16 protein-coding genes are annotated in these 15,736 nt (G+C 51.1%); 1 reads left to right on the top strand and 15 read right to left on the bottom strand.

From position 1 onward, the window contains the following. The 14 genes from AAH187_RS06030 to AAH187_RS05965 form a co-directional block, all read right to left on the bottom strand. Positions 1 to 1,231, bottom strand: a 1,231-nt coding sequence (locus AAH187_RS06030) for a right-handed parallel beta-helix repeat-containing protein (RefSeq protein WP_342347537.1), incomplete at its 3' end; no start/stop codon positions are given. Positions 1,232 to 1,815: 584 nt separating this feature from the next. Continuing rightward, a complete protein-coding gene (locus AAH187_RS06025; protein WP_342347536.1) occupies positions 1,816 to 2,760 on the bottom strand; it encodes a hypothetical protein in 945 nt (314 codons plus the stop codon). A 55-nt stretch (positions 2,761 to 2,815) separates the two neighbouring features. Next, positions 2,816 to 3,763, bottom strand: a complete 948-nt coding sequence (locus AAH187_RS06020; RefSeq protein WP_342347535.1) for a hypothetical protein — start codon at positions 3,761 to 3,763, stop codon at positions 2,816 to 2,818. A 201-nt stretch (positions 3,764 to 3,964) separates the two neighbouring features. Then, entirely contained in the window at positions 3,965 to 4,360 is a 396-nt protein-coding gene (locus AAH187_RS06015) for a hypothetical protein (protein WP_342347534.1), read from the bottom strand. Between the two features lie 3 nt (positions 4,361 to 4,363). Then, positions 4,364 to 4,579 carry a hypothetical protein gene (locus tag AAH187_RS06010; RefSeq protein WP_342347533.1) on the bottom strand — a complete coding sequence of 72 codons (216 nt, stop codon included), beginning with the start codon at positions 4,577 to 4,579 and terminating at the stop codon, positions 4,364 to 4,366. 54 nt (positions 4,580 to 4,633) lie between these two features. Then, positions 4,634 to 5,065 carry a hypothetical protein gene (locus AAH187_RS06005; protein ID WP_342347532.1) on the bottom strand — a complete coding sequence of 144 codons (432 nt, stop codon included), beginning with the start codon at positions 5,063 to 5,065 and terminating at the stop codon, positions 4,634 to 4,636. Between the two features lie 251 nt (positions 5,066 to 5,316). Continuing rightward, positions 5,317 to 5,928 (bottom strand): hypothetical protein, encoded by a 612-nt coding sequence (locus AAH187_RS06000; protein ID WP_342347531.1) that lies wholly within the window; start codon positions 5,926 to 5,928, stop codon positions 5,317 to 5,319. A 143-nt stretch (positions 5,929 to 6,071) separates the two neighbouring features. After that, entirely contained in the window at positions 6,072 to 6,500 is a 429-nt protein-coding gene (locus AAH187_RS05995; protein ID WP_342347530.1) for a hypothetical protein, read from the bottom strand. Positions 6,501 to 6,667: 167 nt separating this feature from the next. Then, the gene (locus AAH187_RS05990; RefSeq protein WP_342347529.1) at positions 6,668 to 7,135 is read right to left on the bottom strand and encodes a hypothetical protein; all 468 of its coding nucleotides are present in this window, start codon (positions 7,133 to 7,135) and stop codon (positions 6,668 to 6,670) included. A 700-nt stretch (positions 7,136 to 7,835) separates the two neighbouring features. Beyond that, the gene (locus tag AAH187_RS05985; RefSeq protein ID WP_342347528.1) at positions 7,836 to 9,086 is read right to left on the bottom strand and encodes a LuxR C-terminal-related transcriptional regulator; all 1,251 of its coding nucleotides are present in this window, start codon (positions 9,084 to 9,086) and stop codon (positions 7,836 to 7,838) included. Positions 9,087 to 9,224: 138 nt separating this feature from the next. Then, entirely contained in the window at positions 9,225 to 10,844 is a 1,620-nt protein-coding gene (locus tag AAH187_RS05980; RefSeq protein WP_342347527.1) for a hydantoinase B/oxoprolinase family protein, read from the bottom strand. Beyond that, positions 10,837 to 12,870: a hydantoinase/oxoprolinase family protein gene (locus AAH187_RS05975; protein ID WP_342347526.1), complete on the bottom strand. Its 2,034-nt coding sequence runs from the start codon at positions 12,868 to 12,870 to the stop codon at positions 10,837 to 10,839. The genes AAH187_RS05980 and AAH187_RS05975 overlap by 8 nt, the downstream gene beginning before the upstream one ends. Before the next feature lie 142 nt (positions 12,871 to 13,012). Then, positions 13,013 to 14,515 carry an FG-GAP-like repeat-containing protein gene (locus tag AAH187_RS05970; protein ID WP_342347525.1) on the bottom strand — a complete coding sequence of 501 codons (1,503 nt, stop codon included), beginning with the start codon at positions 14,513 to 14,515 and terminating at the stop codon, positions 13,013 to 13,015. Positions 14,516 to 14,531: 16 nt separating this feature from the next. After that, positions 14,532 to 14,792, bottom strand: coding sequence for a hypothetical protein (locus tag AAH187_RS05965; protein WP_342347524.1), 261 nt, complete (start codon positions 14,790 to 14,792; stop codon positions 14,532 to 14,534). Between the two features lie 121 nt (positions 14,793 to 14,913). Between AAH187_RS05965 and AAH187_RS05960 the strand changes: the two genes are divergently transcribed. Further along, the gene (locus AAH187_RS05960) at positions 14,914 to 15,138 is read left to right on the top strand and encodes a zinc ribbon domain-containing protein (protein ID WP_342347523.1); all 225 of its coding nucleotides are present in this window, start codon (positions 14,914 to 14,916) and stop codon (positions 15,136 to 15,138) included. Positions 15,139 to 15,192: 54 nt separating this feature from the next. Here the strand turns inward: AAH187_RS05960 and AAH187_RS05955 are convergent, their stop codons facing one another. Continuing rightward, positions 15,193 to 15,651, bottom strand: coding sequence for a hypothetical protein (locus AAH187_RS05955; RefSeq protein WP_342347522.1), 459 nt, complete (start codon positions 15,649 to 15,651; stop codon positions 15,193 to 15,195). Positions 15,652 to 15,736: the final 85 nt, after the last annotated feature.

Below are 15,736 nucleotides of genomic sequence, written 5' to 3'. Positions count from 1 at the left end.
CAATTGAGGCATTGTTTCGTGCAAGAATAGAGTTTCGTAAACTCATACTATCGGCATTCAGCCCCCCGCCAGTTCCGTACGCAAGATTATCGACGATCGTTGAACTCTTAAAATCGATAATTCCCGATCCGTAGGCGCCGTAGGCGCCTCCCCCGTTCCCCTTAGCCAGGTTCAAAGAGACCGTGGAGGTGTTGACGTTCACATTGCCTCCATAGACCCACAGTCCGCCCCCATCTCCATCGGCTGTGTTATAGGCCAGACTGCCCTGCACGAGCTTGACCGTTCCCTGCTGTAACAGGTTGTAGACTCCGATTCCTCCACCATAACCGGATCGATTTCCATAGAATTCGGTGCCAAACACATTCACTTCTCCGCCTGATTCCACGTAGAGGCCTCCTCCAGATGGGAGCCCCCCGGCAGTGAATGTCTCCCCATTGGTGAAGTTTTCAAAAAGTACGGAAGTCGCGATGTAAACCGGGGCTGAACCGCAATTGACCGCAATGGCCCCACCAAATAGATCCGCCCAATTATAAAAAAATGTACTATTGGTCACATGGAGTTCACCAAACGTGCGAATCGCGCCTCCCCGTCCGGTGTAGGGAAGAAGTCCCGTACTGTCATGAGCACTATTATCCGAAAAGATGGTGCCGTCGATATAGACTTTTGCTCCGGTCCCGATATAAATTCCCCCACCATACAAGGCTTCGTTGGCCCCAAACGCACTGTCATAAATCCGCACCGTCGGCCCACCACTGGTCGGGTTCCCATCGACAAATAGACCTCCGCCACGCCCTTCAATCGGGTTAATTTGAGAATAATGCAGATGACTGGCAAGCACGGTGACCCGCTCAAGGACCAAATCACCATTGGTGTAAATGCCCCCACCGTTCAGATCATTCGAACAATTCTCCAAAATACTATCTCGGACAATCAAATCTGTATAGTTTTGAATACAACTCCCTGTGACCTGGCTATGAAGGGTCACCCCGCTAAGACTTGCACCCCCTGCGCTGGCATTGAATACAAACGCACTGAGCGGACCGTCAACAATAGTGCTCGCACTACCAGCCCCGATGAAGCTGAGATTCGGAGTATTCACTTGAACAACTTCCACATAGGTACCAGGCCCGATATCGATGACATCTCCGCTTGTGGCAATATCCACTGCCGCTTGAATCCCCGAGTACATGCAGCTTGACGAGCACACATCCAGCGTCACTGCCTGAACCATAGTAACAATCGAAACAATACCTATACCGCTCAGAAATAGCAGGAAGAAGAGTCGTTGGAAGCACCTGACAACCAGGTAAACGAAATTCTTTTTTAGAATTGGAAATTCCACATGAGAATCCATATCTGACTCCTTTTGTTTTCTGCTGTCCTCGGAATTGCTATTTCGTTTTTTCCTTTTTGCCTGGCCATTCTCCCTTTGGCATGTTCTTGTTAATGAGGTCCCAATCAACATGTTGCTCCCTGGGGCAAACTTCATGGGTTGAACCCTTGGCACATCTTTTCCTCTCCCGGCTTTTTCCATGGCCGAAACCTTTTGAATCGCTTGACTCACCGAGAACCCTTCTAGCCTTTTGAGTACGTCCCGTGGCCTCGACCAGCTCCTATTTGAACTCCTCGCTTCATTTGGTTTTTATGACTTTGGAGATTTTTCACCCATTCAATCAGACGAGGTCCTTAAAATAGATCATCCAGTGAGTTTATGATACGAATGGCGAGGGCATGAGGCCTCACTTTCTTTGCACCCGATCTCTATGAAAAATACACTTTCATCCATTGAAGTTTAGCTTTGCTTCGCTTCGTTTCTTATGGAACCGTGCGGAACAGTTTTCCACTCGCAAGCCGACACACACAGCTTTCGCAGCAAAAAGGAGCGTTGACATAGGTGACTGAGTGTGTGCCGATTGTGCGCCAGGAGCCGTCGGCGCCTAAAGTCTGGAGACTGACCTTGATGTACGCCAACTTTCCGTCTCCATATGGGTCGAGGTCCACGCTCCACGTATGATGGGTATTATCCGCCGCGCAGACCTTGCCACCAACCTTGTCGGCCAGGGAAACGTCATCTAACGTGAAATATTCGATCCGCATGCGCGCGCAGGCGCTGGCCGCATTGTTAATGTGAAGCGTCCCGGTTAGGAGAGGAATAACCTTGCCTCCGGTCCATACCCAGGCCACATCGCCGGAGTTGGTTGGGGCGCCGAGAACGAAAGTATTACCTCCGAAGTCGAATCCGTCCGCAGTGATTTTTACTTTGTCATGGATAGTGCTCAGCTTGACAGTCTTTGACCCAATGATGGTCCATTCCGTGCTCGCCGTCTTCTTTTCAATAGAAACCTTGACCTCGTTCAGTTTGTTACTGTCGTACGGACTAAGATCGACCTCCCAAACTTGCCGCGTATCGCCTTTTGCACAGACCTCCCCACCATATTCCGTGGTCAGGAATACGTGCCCGCCACCATGGAAGTCCATGCGCATTCGTCCGCACAAGCCTCCCGCATCCTTCAAATCCAGGTCGCCATGAAGTAGAGGCTTCATCTCACCATCGTGGATTTCCCAGTCCAACCCCCCATCGAATTCAAATTTCTTTTGGTCTATTTTTATCTCGGAACTGCCGATGTATTGCGCGTGAACGTCCGATTCTGCTCCCACGAGGCATAGCATGGATATCAGCAATGCGAGAACCCATCGATAGTCCCAATACGGTCGGACATAACTCTGTTTCCAATTGGTTTCTTTGGCTGGTTTTTTCATGGGTTCCTCTCTTATTGTCCTCATTGGAGTCGACTGTAGTCATCTCCGTTAATCATTACTTACTCACACACTTATCTTTTTTGCATTTATCGCTGTTACAGTCAGAGTCCTTTTGACAAGCGCCCCCGTTTGACACAGACGTGGCCTGGCAAAAGTTCTTTCCAAATCCGAGTCCCGGCTTTGCACAGCGAAAAGCAGTTTCACCTAATGAAGTTCTGCAATCCTTATCATTTTCACAGACACAACTTTTCTTTTCACATTTGCCCATGCCACAGTCTGAATTCTTCTCGCAATAATCCCCAAAGTCACCCCCTGTAGGCACACAATAATTTTTTCCGATTCGCTTCTTGCAACGCGAGCCTGAACCACAATCATTATCATCATTGCAAACACAGACTCCTCCAGCCCCACAGTTATTTGAGGCGCATTGGGTATTGGTTGAACAGAACTGTCCTAAATCCATCCTGATGGTTCCTCCAGACTCGACTATCGCCCCCCCGGTCATTGGCGTAGTTGCCCCGCCAGATAGACAAATACGCTCCACCACATCATCAAAGCGATAGACCAGATCTATTGGTCTCACATAGGAATACTCGTTTGCGTCGTTATGCTTTTTTTCAATTGGAACGTTGGCCGCATGTGCTTTTTCGTGCATTATGATTCCAACCAGCTCACAACGAGTCGAACTGCCATCGCGTATTTGGTCCCAACAAAGGTTTATTTTATTTCCCCCTCGATGGTAACCAAGAACGGTATCGTCACATTTTTTCTTTGTCGAACATTTAAGCGTCGATGTTGGCCATTTCTTCTTAATCTTATCTCCATACTTACTGGGGATAAATGTTGCCTCCGAAAGCATCTGATCAATGTTTTTGTCTATGAAATCAACAGCCCAATTGATATCCTCCATAGAAGAAGAGTCACAGTTTTCTACTTCAAACTTTTTTGCATGCACCGACGTTGCCAGCACAGTGAACAGTAAAGCCAAAATCAACTTTTTCATGACATTGCTCCCTCCTTAAATGATAAAGTGTTTGCTCTCCCTATCCTGACACACCTTACGCTTCTCTAGCGTGATAAATTCGTCTCTCAAGACAACACATATACGCCACTGACATTCCGGCACTGCAGTCCGATGCCGTGCAGAGAACTCGGTTCCTTGCCAGCTTCGAAATAAAGGAACAGCGGTGGCGATTAGATTGACTTAGGGACACAGCACCCAACGCTTCCAGTTGTTTTTGCAATTGAGGCGGTCGCCCTTCGACTCCTCGGGATTGAAGCGCGAGATGTTGCCGACCTTTTGGTCTTGCACGCCAGGTCCCAGCTTTGCCAGCCTCCCTTCTTTGTTAATGGTCCCTCCACGGATCTGAATTCCTTTCACTCGTGTGTCATCGCCATTCATGCCGACACGCACACCGTTGACGAATGAACGCTTGCCGTAGGCCTTGTCTGGAGCTGTCACCATTTCACGGCTCTTTTCCTTGCCGCTACAGAATTCCTTCTTGAGGTCCTGCTTGCCGCTGGAGTCGTTGATGTTCTCCGTTCGTATCGTGACGTAGCAGAGGTGATCTCGTTGTTCCTCCGAGGAAAGACCGAACACGGCCTAATCATCGTTGGTGCTACTGTCGGGTATACCCACGACAAAGTCCGTCCCTTGGAATCCGGAGATGTGCTCTGAGTCAACGGGCGCCCCGTTGAGCATGGCGCCTTTCGGATATCGTCCAGCCTGCGTGGAAGTCACGACTAGAAGAAGAAGCGCCGAGGCAATACTGACGGATACAAGGATGAGCGGTGTGCTGGATGTTGAGTATCGAGTCATGCAAGTGTCCCTTTCCATTCGGGTGAAGTTTCCTTCTTCAAACAGCAGAGCCTTTCAATCGATCTTAGTGGCGGCCGAGTGCAGGCAATCAGTCCTGTCTTCACAGAGGTAAGAATATACTTTCACGTACTCGGACTTCGACGTGCCAATCGTGCGCCACGCGTCGTCCGTCCCAAGGGTTTGGAGCCCGACCTTGATATAGCCCAACTTGTTGTCACTGTATTTTTCGAGGTCGATCTCCAACGTGTAATGCCGGTTGTCCGGTGCGCACATTTTGCCGCCGAAGTCGAAACCGGAATCCGGAATCTTTATCGGAGACCAACCCAGCCAGTAGGCCTTTGAGTCGTTGAGTGAGACCGCATGCGCGATGGGTTGAATCCAAACCAGACACACAACCAATCCCAAGACGACAAACCACCTTACGTGGAAACCTTGCAGCCTTACCGGATTAGGATTCCATGGAGATTCGTTACACACATTCCTCATCGCCTCCTCTTTGCCATGGTTAGCTCTATCTTAAATTTATATGCTCGCATGCATCTTCAAACTCTCTTCTTCAATTTCCGTTTGGGCATAGCAAGGCTACGGATGGTGTCGTCCACGGGATTTCTGGCTATAACACTCCTTCCAATCAGCTTTGATCCTTGTCAATTCCAACAATGATTTTTTTCGTTTATGAATTGTCGTAGGTCAAGGGTGGCGTGTGGGCCACCCCTGACCTCTAGCCCTCTGATGGATTATTTCTTGATGCACACATCATCGATAAAGAATTGACTGTTCCCCCCAATGGAGAAGGATGCAATGGAAGTTCCCTGGTTGGCGCGCATTTCAAGCGTACCCACAATAAAGTTACCTCCACCGGGTGCTGCGGTCACATGAATTTTGGCATTCCCCGTTGTCGTCTGATGGAGTTGGGAAAGCCCCCCCTGCAAGACGCGTTTTTGGCCATTGACCTCAAAGTTTTGGATATAGGCTCCGCCGGTGTTTTCAGCAAATCTTAAGCGAATCTCTTGAACCGGCGTGGTGGGGGTGAGCTGAACGTTGATCGAGTATAATTTTAATGATGGAGCCCCTCCCTGAGGAATATTAGAAGACACCACCTCGGCAACCTGGCTCTCTTGCAGAGAAGGCTGATTCTCACTGACATAGAATTGCCTGAGAGTAGCCACAGAATGCTCGGCATTCACCGTGTCTCCCCGTTGATACTGACTCCCTACCGGGAGATCGCTAAAATCGTAACACTCCTGCCCCGCATGGGCCAAAGACCCACTGAACGCAAAAACCATGGCTCCCAGCACTCCAGACACAATAGAAAATTTGGATGATGACGTTACATTTATTCTGCTCATGACACGACCTCCTTATATTCCCGGTCCTGTATGTTGTTTTGCCGAGGTGTCGGACAGGGAAAACACCCTGACAACCTTTTCAAAAATCCATGTTTTCCAGTTGCCCATTCCTTCCTTAAAAATTCCCGGAATTCCTGTTGCTCTCAGTCGTCAAATTCCATATTGATCTTCTTATCCACCGCAGTCGCGATGGGACCCTTGGTTTCGTACAGAGTATTCTTGCCTTTCTCGTACTTAGCGCGAAGGTGATGAGGGAATGCACACCCGCCATTGGTCTCGATCGCCTTGGTCACTTTTGTACCCTCGGCAATCGTGAACGCATCGTCATACACGGTCTTCCATGAACCGGTGGTGGTCTTGGCATCAACCTCCAGGATTTGAATTGACGTATTCAGATCGTTGTCGAATGTCACGGTCAGACCGCAACCAGCGTTCGCGGACCCAGTCGTCGCCAGGGCACCAAGAAAGGAAAGGGCAACCAGAACCGGGAAGCGAACACATTTCCCGAAATTGGCGAACCCCAATTGCTTACTACTGCTTTCTTTCAATTTACTGAAGCTGTTAATGCTCATCACATGACCTCCTTCTTATCACCGTCAAAAAGTTGGTTGTCGCACAGTGCCTGACCTGGCGAGAAAAACCCTAGAGACTTTCTCCAGACTTCTCCTCAGAAAGACTCAATGAAGGTTTTAGGTTCCCAAACTAAGGTGAAATGAAAAGTTTACGATTAATCCTCGTTTTAGTTACTAATGTTGATTTGTATGGTATCGCCAGATTTAATTTGCACACCGTCACGGCGTGTCCACTTTTCGCTCCCTCCGTCAAGATATTTAATTTTAAAATCAACTTTTCCCGTCCAACACGGAAGTTGCAGTTCCACCGCTTGTTTTGAATGCGACGCAGCTCCAGAATTTTCAGGATCTAATAATGCATCATCCATCCCCGTTAGTGGGCTCCAGAGATTCAACCCGGACTTGCTGGCGGAGCTTTTAGATACCCCGTAGACTAAAAGCGAGTTGGCCGTGTGGTTGTTGACCCGAACATTCAGGTCACACCCCGCACCAGCCCAGGCTTGACCGGTCAAGACCACCGTAGCCAAGACGGCCAACCCCGTTAGGTACAAAACTCCGGTCCTTCTGAACTGACCCGAACTGTGAACCAACCGGGAGTTTTGTTGATTGAATTGTTGATCGTGAAACCTGCTCATGATCACTTCTCCTTTTTCTGTCCTATGGTTGAGTCTCATGAAGGCCCGGACAGTGAAAGGGGCTTCACGAAATCAAAATGGTCGGGATTAATGTTCTTTTTCGTATGCATCCATAACGTCAGTCAAAATTACTTTTACAAAGGTTCAAACGATTTCATGTTCCATCTTCGTTTGCATCGAACCATACTGCCCAAGACCATAAAGCAATCTGTGGGCCATTTCGCATTGCTGAACCACTGACGGTTCCAAAGTTCCGCTTCATCAATTGTTTCATCACTCTTTACACTAATCTTTCATCGCCCTGATCATCTTGTACAAAAACAAGGGTGTATCCGATCGGATAAAGACGTTATCCAATACGATTCCTCATTCGAAGACAGGCAATTGCTCATCAGACCCAACTTCCACCGCACATTCGCCATTAGCTTTCTTTTTCTGGAATACTTTCTCACCCAAAAAAGAAGGAATGACGTTGTCTACCCATTCATAAATTAGGTTTTCTGACAAACAGGTTCCATAGTTATTTTTTCACATGACAGGTAGGGCTCGGGGTGAGAATCCGGGTGCGAAGAAAAATCGGCGAGGCCATGAATCAGGGAAAGGGAAGGTAGGTAAAGCGGCGGAGAACGTGTTTTGGAAATATTTGATCAGATGCAAAGAATGAACAGTTTGAGGAAAATAGATAGAAGGGAGGAAACGCTTACACCCCGCACTGCAAGCGGGCAGCAAGTGCACAACGGGAACCTACTTCCAACTTTCGAAAGATGGCCTGGACTTGATTTGCCACGGTGTGTTCGCTCGTCTGCCGCCGTTCCGCAATATCCAGATTGGTCGAACCTGCCAACAGATGCGTCAACACCCCCCGTTCAGCTTCGGTCAAATCTTTCACCCGTTCTTCATCGACCAGAGGATACGCTCCGACAAGGAGATCCTCCCCCTGCACCGCGCACTCAGCTAATTTGGTCCGCAATCCGCTGGGGGCAAAAAAAGCGGCCAACTCCGGCACCGATGACAATCCAAGCTTGTGCTGGGCTCGCACCGTACAATTGGTCACCGCCGAAGGAGAAATCCCAAGGGTATAACTGATTTCTTTGTTGGAATGCCCGAGGCCGATAAAGTCGGCGACTTGTCGTTCACGTAAGGTGAGCCCCCGAGGGTCAGGACACTGGGGATCGTTTTTGATTGCCACCACAAACCGACGCCGGTCAGTATCTATGTAATCCACGATTGACCAACGGCCTTGCACCAAACCCTCCCATGCTGCGAGGGCCTCATCCGGATGGCTACGACGCGCTTGCGTTCGCGTGTGATCAATCCGACGAACCATTTCACGTAAGGTTTCACGTACTGACGGATCTGTGGCTTTGCCTCGAACCTCTTGAAGCTTTCCATCAGAATCAAAAATCGCCTCCACCGGCAATGAATCGAGGGTGACCGCTCGTCCGAGCGACCGCAATCGGAAGCCGGTGCCAAGATGGCTAGCCACTAATCCCCAATGCTTGCGTTCCACGCAGGTGGGGGTCATCGCTTCACCAAACAACCAACAGATGATGAGTGCACTGTTTTGGCCAGTCAGTCCTTTGATCGCCAGCTTATCCTGAACCACCCCCTCGGTCATTTGTCGCACGGTCTCTTGAAGATCCGGTTCTTGTTGATACAGGGCTTCACTTAAAGAGCAAACCCGTAGGCCACCCCGGAAAAACTTGTCGACGGCATTGGTCTTGACTTGAATACTCGATTGAAGAAACTTAACGGCGATCGCAGGGCCTAGTGTCCCGGTGCGCTCTAAGCAGATGTTGGTTGGCGTGTAGGAGTAAGTACCAATGGTGGGCCAAAAGCCACGATCGGAAAGGGGGGCCGCATGTTCTAGAAGATTCCTAAGCCATGCATCGTCGTCGCCTTGGAGGCTGTAACCGGCTTCGATCAGCCCGACCCAATCTTTGGGTTTCATGGGCACACCTCAAGACAAATGGATCGTCAATGGGGGAATCGAGTCTCATTTTCTCAATACGGCTGCCTTTTATTGGTTTCATGTTGCTCGCGTTTGGAAGCAGCCTCTCAAAAGAGAGACAAATTATACGTCCTATTTTCAATAATATCTATTTGCGTGGAATATCTTCGATGGAGAATAGGGTCTAATTTCAGGAGTACCATACCCCCCGCTTCCTGGAGTTTCGATGGTAAGGGTGTCTCCAGCTTCAACGGCGAACGAACATTTTCCAGATACCTCCTGTTCAATTCCATTTTGCATCAAACAATTGCGACCGGGTTGTCCTGTTTCTCCACCTTTCAGACCATACGGTTTGGTGATCCGGCGGTCGGACAACAGGGTCACCTCGGCAGGCTGAAGAAATTCGTATGCCCGCACGATTCCATCTCCGCCTTGATGCTGACCGGTTCCGCCAGACCTTTCCCGCAGGGCATAGCGGGAAATGCGAAACGGATAGGCATACTCCACGGCTTCCACCGGCGTGTTCAGGGTATTGGTCATATGTGAGTGGCGGCCGTTCGCCCCATCGTAATGAGGGCCCGCACCCATACCCCCGCCGATGGTTTCGTAATAGGCAAAGGGGCGGTTGTGCCGTTGATCCCATCCGCCAATGGTGAGATTATTCATCGTGCCCTGGCTGGCGGCCGGAATGCGATCAGGACAGGCCTGCGCCAGGGCTCCCAACAGGACATCCACGATTCGCTGGGAGGTTTCCACATTTCCCGCGGCCACCGCGGCAGGACGCCTGGCATGCACCAACGTGCCTTCCGGTGCGATGATGTGAATCGGCCGCAAACATCCGCTATTGGCAGGGATGTCTAATCCCAACACACATCGGAAGACATAGGCCACTGCGGAAAGGGTAACCGGATACACGGCATTAATGCTGCCAGCTCTTTGGGTGTCAGTTCCCGAAAAATCGACCGTGACCTGTTCATCTTCGATCATGATCGCGACACGAATGACGGCAGGCTCTTCGGTAAAGCCATCGTTATCCAGAGCATCTTCAAAACGGTAGCAGCCATTAGGTACCGTGCCAATTAACTGGCGGGTCATGCGTTCGCTATACCGAAGCAGGGCATCCATTTCCACAAGCAGCGGTTGCATGCCAAACCGTTCAGCCATCGCTCGCATCCGTTCCCCTCCAATCTGATTTGCCGCCAACTGAGCTTGGAGATCGCCCATGCGTTCCTCTGGAGTACGGACATTCGCTAGCAGCAGCCGCCAAATATCAGCATTATTTTGACCGCTAACCATGAGCTTGACTGGAGGAATGATAAGTCCTTCTTGATAAATTTCCTGTGACAACGGCATAGAGCCAGCAGACATCCCGCCAATGTCGGCATGGTGCGCTCGATTGGCGACCAACCCTAAAAGCGTGGGGGGAGAGGTGTCTTCCATAAAAATTGGTGAGACCACTGTGAGATCGGGAAGATGTGTGCCCCCGCGATAAGGATCATTCACCATGGCCACATCGCCAGGCGCCAGACTCAAAGACTCAAGGCAGGCCTGCACCGACAAGGGCATGGCTCCAAGATGAACCGGGATATGCGCAGCTTGCGCAACCAGATTTCCTAATGAATCAAACACCGCACAGGAAAAATCACACCGCTCTTTAATGTTGGGCGAGAAGGCGGCCCTTTGCAGGCGAGCGCCCATTTCCTCGGCCACAGACACCAACCGGTGCTTCATCATTTCGGTGCGAATGGGATCATCCATCGGTGGCTCCAACCTTTATGAGAATATTCGAATACCTATCAATCGCGGCGTGATCCGTGGGTCCGAGATAGACCGTCGTATCATCCAACACCAGAATGGCCGGTCCATTGATTTCATGTCCCGGACACAAGCGGTTTCCCCAATAATGCGGGACCGGTTGTATCCCCTGAGGCAAGACCACGGGACGATCTTCCCACTTGGCTGCAATCGGATCGGCTGACCCTAGCGGCCTGGTAGGAATGGTCGGCGGCGTCACCTGGCCGACTGCCCGGACTCGTACATTCACAATCTCGATAGGCGTCTCTATCTGATTATAGCCATAGCGTTCGTGATGAATCCGATGAAATTCCTCCTGGAAATGAGGAGTCAGCGGCACCGCTAAGTCAAAGGATTGCCCGACATAACGGACATCGACGGTTCGAGAGAGACACCATTGATCAGGATCCACGCCTTCCCGATGTAAGTCCTTTTGCCCCTGATCAACCAACGGTTGCGTCGACTGTTCAAGGATCTCAATCGGCGTGCTCCCCGGCAGCATCACCGTCTGGACATAATCCAATTGCACATCGGCAGCCAACATGCCCAGAGCAGAGAGCGTGGCCGCTAGAGGCGACACCAACACGTGTGGAATACCCAGCGCCCTGGCCAGATCACAGGCATGTAATCCGCCGGCCCCACCGAATGCCACCAAGACGGTTTCCCTCGGATCTTCTCCCCGCTCCACCGAAATGACACGCAGCGCGCGCTCCATATGCACATTGGCAATTTGGATCATGCCCAATGCCAAGGTCTGCCGGATATCCAAGCCGGAACGAGGGGCCAGGACCATCTGGCGGCTCAGGTCATCGAACGCCTGTTGCGCCGCCTCGACATTCAATCTCATCCGGCCACCTAAAAACCCGTCAGTCGGCAATCGGCCCAGCACCACATGGGCATCGGTAACCGTCGGAATCGTCCCGCCCCGCCCATAACACACCGGACCCGGCTGAGCTCCGGCACTTTGGGGTCCTACACGAAGATTGCCGCCGGCATCGACGGTAGCCAGAGAGCCCCCTCCGGCACCGACCGTATGAATATCGATGACGGGCACACGAATGGGATTCCCCCCAATTTTGGCCTCCGTCGTGACGTGAATCGTCTCACTGACCAACGCCACATCTGTTGAGGTCCCCCCCATATCATACGTCAGAATCCGGGTGAAACCTGCTAACCCTGCCATGTATTGCGCGCCCACCACACCCCCGGCGGGACCAGACAGAATGGAGCGGACGCCATGCCCTCGCGCTTGGGCGACCGAAATACGCCCCCCGTTCGATTGGACAATATGAAACTCGGCCGGATTCATCTCCCGTTCTAAACGGCCCAAATAGGTATCGAGAACCGGAGACACATAGGCATTCACCACCGTCGTACTGGTTCGTTCATATTCACGAAATTCCGGCAGGATTTCAGAGGAGCCCGTCACAAAGAACCCTTCGTCACGCAATCGCTTCGTCACCCATTGCTCATGAGCAGGATTCACAAAGGAAAACAGAAATGACACGGCCACCGACTGAATCCCGTCACCCCGTAACATTTCCAAAATTGAGACAAGGTCATGTTCCTGAAGAGGCGTCAGGATGTTCCCTTCACAATCCACCCGCTCCGAGATTTCGAATGACCATTCACGCGGGACTAAGGGCGGAGGAATGACCGGGAACAGGTCGTACAACTCAGGACGATTTTGTCGTCCAATGAGTAGTACATCCCGAAAACCTTTTGTCGTAATGAGAGCCGTCCGCGCCCCTTTGCGTTCCAGAATGGCATTGGTGGCCACGGTGGAACCATGCACAATATGACGCCCAGGATGGTGAGGAAGTTGGGATAACCCTTGCAATACCGCTTCTGCAGGATCGGCCGGAGTCGAAAGAATTTTAAATCGCTGGAGAGATTGTTCCGAGGGGGAATAGATGACAAAGTCGGTAAAGGTCCCCCCAATATCGATACCCACCCACACATTTTGACTGGATTGACCGGAAGTCGACATGGAATACACTCTTCTTCAGAGAATGGAAGGAGAGCATACCGTATTGTCGGGCAGGTTTGAATAGAAGAAATAAAATGGCGCGAGGAAGGGAGGGTCAAAAGGGCTGGTTCAGCTACACATTCAGGCTAAGGAGGACACCTTCTTAACCTTTCACCAGGCCTTTTAACACCACGCGACGCGGACTACCGCTGGCATTATCGTGAACCGTCAGCATGGCATAGTGTGTTCCCGGCTCATGTGGAGCGAATCCGATCTTGAGCGTGCACGAATCGCCCGTATGCAACGTGACATCCGCGCAAGTGTTATCCACAACAGAAAAGGCATTCGCTTCATTTCCGGTGATCTTCACATCCACAATTTTGAGAAGTCCCAACCCGATGTTGGAGACCCGCACCATATGAGGAGAGAAGGAAGGATTCGTCTCTTGGCCCGACTCCATCTCAAAGACCATGACATCGGTGCTCAGACTTGGGAGGGGGATAGCCGCATCTCCGCTAAGAAGTACCGAAACGCCATCGACATTGGTGCCGGCCGTGGCCAGATCGGGAAATTGGTCTTGATCAAAATCCTCCACGACCATGGCTGACGGCGCGGCGCCAACACCGAAATGTCCCGCTGAGGTAAAGAGCCCGGCTCCATCCCCCAACAAAATCGACAAGCTATTGGAATCACGATTGACCACAACCATGTCTATTTCCTGATCCCCGTCAAAATCACGAAACGTCACTCCCACCGGCGCAAAGCCCACTTTAATGTGATCCAATTCGGTAAACGTTCCCCCATCTTGCTGGAGCAGAATGCGGACGCTGTCCGAAAAGAGACTGGTCACGGCAAGGTCAACCAATCCGTCATGGTTGATGTCGGCCCCCTGAATCGCGCTTAAGGTAAAACCAGGCTTGAGTTCCCTCTCAAGGGCAAACGTCCCATTCCCGGAATTCTTCAGTATGGAGACAAGCCCGTTCGGAGAACGCCAACTCGGCTGACTCCAGGTTACCGCAAGGTCCGGTTTTCCATCCCCTGTCAGATCCTCGACCAGCACCCCGGTAGGAAACATTCCGTCCCGCCCGTTCTGTTCATAAGTCACGGGGGCCAGCAGGCCTCCCTTGCCATCATTGAAGAGCACCGCAAGATCAAAAGGCGGGTAGTAACCGAATCGTCCGCTATTCACCGCCACCACATCACTCCACCCATCCCCGTTTACATCCCGGACCGCTAAAAAGGTCGTTCCCTTGCCTGCCCCCTGACTCCCCAACTTCTGAAACAGTCCGGTGCCCTCACCTTTCAGCACAACCACCTGATCAGAGCCGGTTAAAGCCATGACCAAATCGAGGCGGCCGTCGCGATCCATATCGGCGGCAACCACCGCCAGTGGAATTTTCCCGACTCCAAAGGACACCGCCGATTGAAAGGTGCCATTGCCGTTGCCCAATAGCACTGAGACGTCGTCGGAGGTGCTGTTTACCGTCGCCACATCCCACAATCCGTCCCCATTGAAATCTCCCGACGTAATGGCTTGTGGAGCGCGCCCAACCGGATTGCCCGGCGTGGGGGAATAAATGAGATTCTGGGCATAAACGGGCATGGGCCAGCCAACCGAACACATCCAGGCAACGACTAAGATTCCAAACCGTTTCACAAATGGCATAAAGATCATACTAAGGTTAATTCAATGTAGAATCGGTATAGGTTTTTTCTAAGACAATTTCAATTTCGTCCGTGGCCGCCATCCCTCGATTGCGAAAGCGGGCCACCCAGTCAGGGTACTGCTCCAATGTGCGAAATATACTTTTCACGATATCAGGCTTCACTTTTTCTTCCCAATGTGCGAGCCACGCCCTCTCATCCTCCTCGCCCTCATATTCATCCGGGAAATTGGCTTCCAGGGAAAACCTCAGATTAAATGATTCCTCCTCTTGATACATCTTTTTCTCCTTCTCCATCATGACCCTACACCAGCTCCCTTTCCAAGCGTCCATTGTCCTCTTCTTACATCCGCGCCTATAATAAGACTTACCATTTCGTTGAAAAGGAGGTCTAGAACCCATGCCGATATTTGCCTATAAGTGCCAAGGATGTTCGCATCAATTTGAAATGCTTGTCCATAGCTCGACAATTCCGGAATGTCCGAAATGTCAGGCCACGACGCTGGAGAAACAACTGACAGGATTTGCGGTAGGCGGGACAGGCAGTGGAATGAATATTGTTGATCCAGGCAATTGTGGATCCTGCGGAGATCCCCGGGGTCCCGGCGCCTGCTCGATGAATTAGACGGTCTGGGAATTTACCTTGGAGGTATAGATCCCATGTAATATTACGATACACTCATTTCCCTGAATCAGGCTCTCTGCCATTGATATGTTCATTACCATTCAGCCCATCTTCTTCGGGATCAATCCAAATCTTTTCCGGAAAACCTAGGGAATCCTCCCCCACACCATAGAACAGGGCATGGGCCGAGAGTACGTATGTCATCCAACCAACCGTGCCATCCACCTCAATGATTCGATAGTGCGTATCCGAGGCTTCAGGAAGTGATTCCTGTAATCCAGGAAGCACCATTAACACTCGATGAACACTGACATGCGGAGAGACTTCCTGCTCCGTTTCCGGATACCGAATGGCCATCATGCCATTGGGAAGGAGGGTGTTTTGGGTGAAGGTCGCAACCTGGAAGGCTAGAGGATTGAGTAGCGATTCACACGGCCACGTTGGAGAGGGAGAGGCAAACAGGAAAAGGGGGGTGACCGTAAAGATAAGTGGACCAGCTCTGAAGCCTCCCATAGGACACCTCCTTTTCGGGAATCTTCACGACGACTTTTGACCCACTTCTTCTTATCGGTCACATCTGTGCAGTAGTTAAGAAAAC

Source organism: uncultured Nitrospira sp. (genome assembly GCA_902500695.1).
Taxonomy (GTDB): Bacteria; Nitrospirota; Nitrospiria; order Nitrospirales; family UBA8639; genus Nitrospira_E.
Note: the sequence above shows the minus strand (reverse complement) of the source record. Positions and strands in the feature narration are given on the sequence as shown.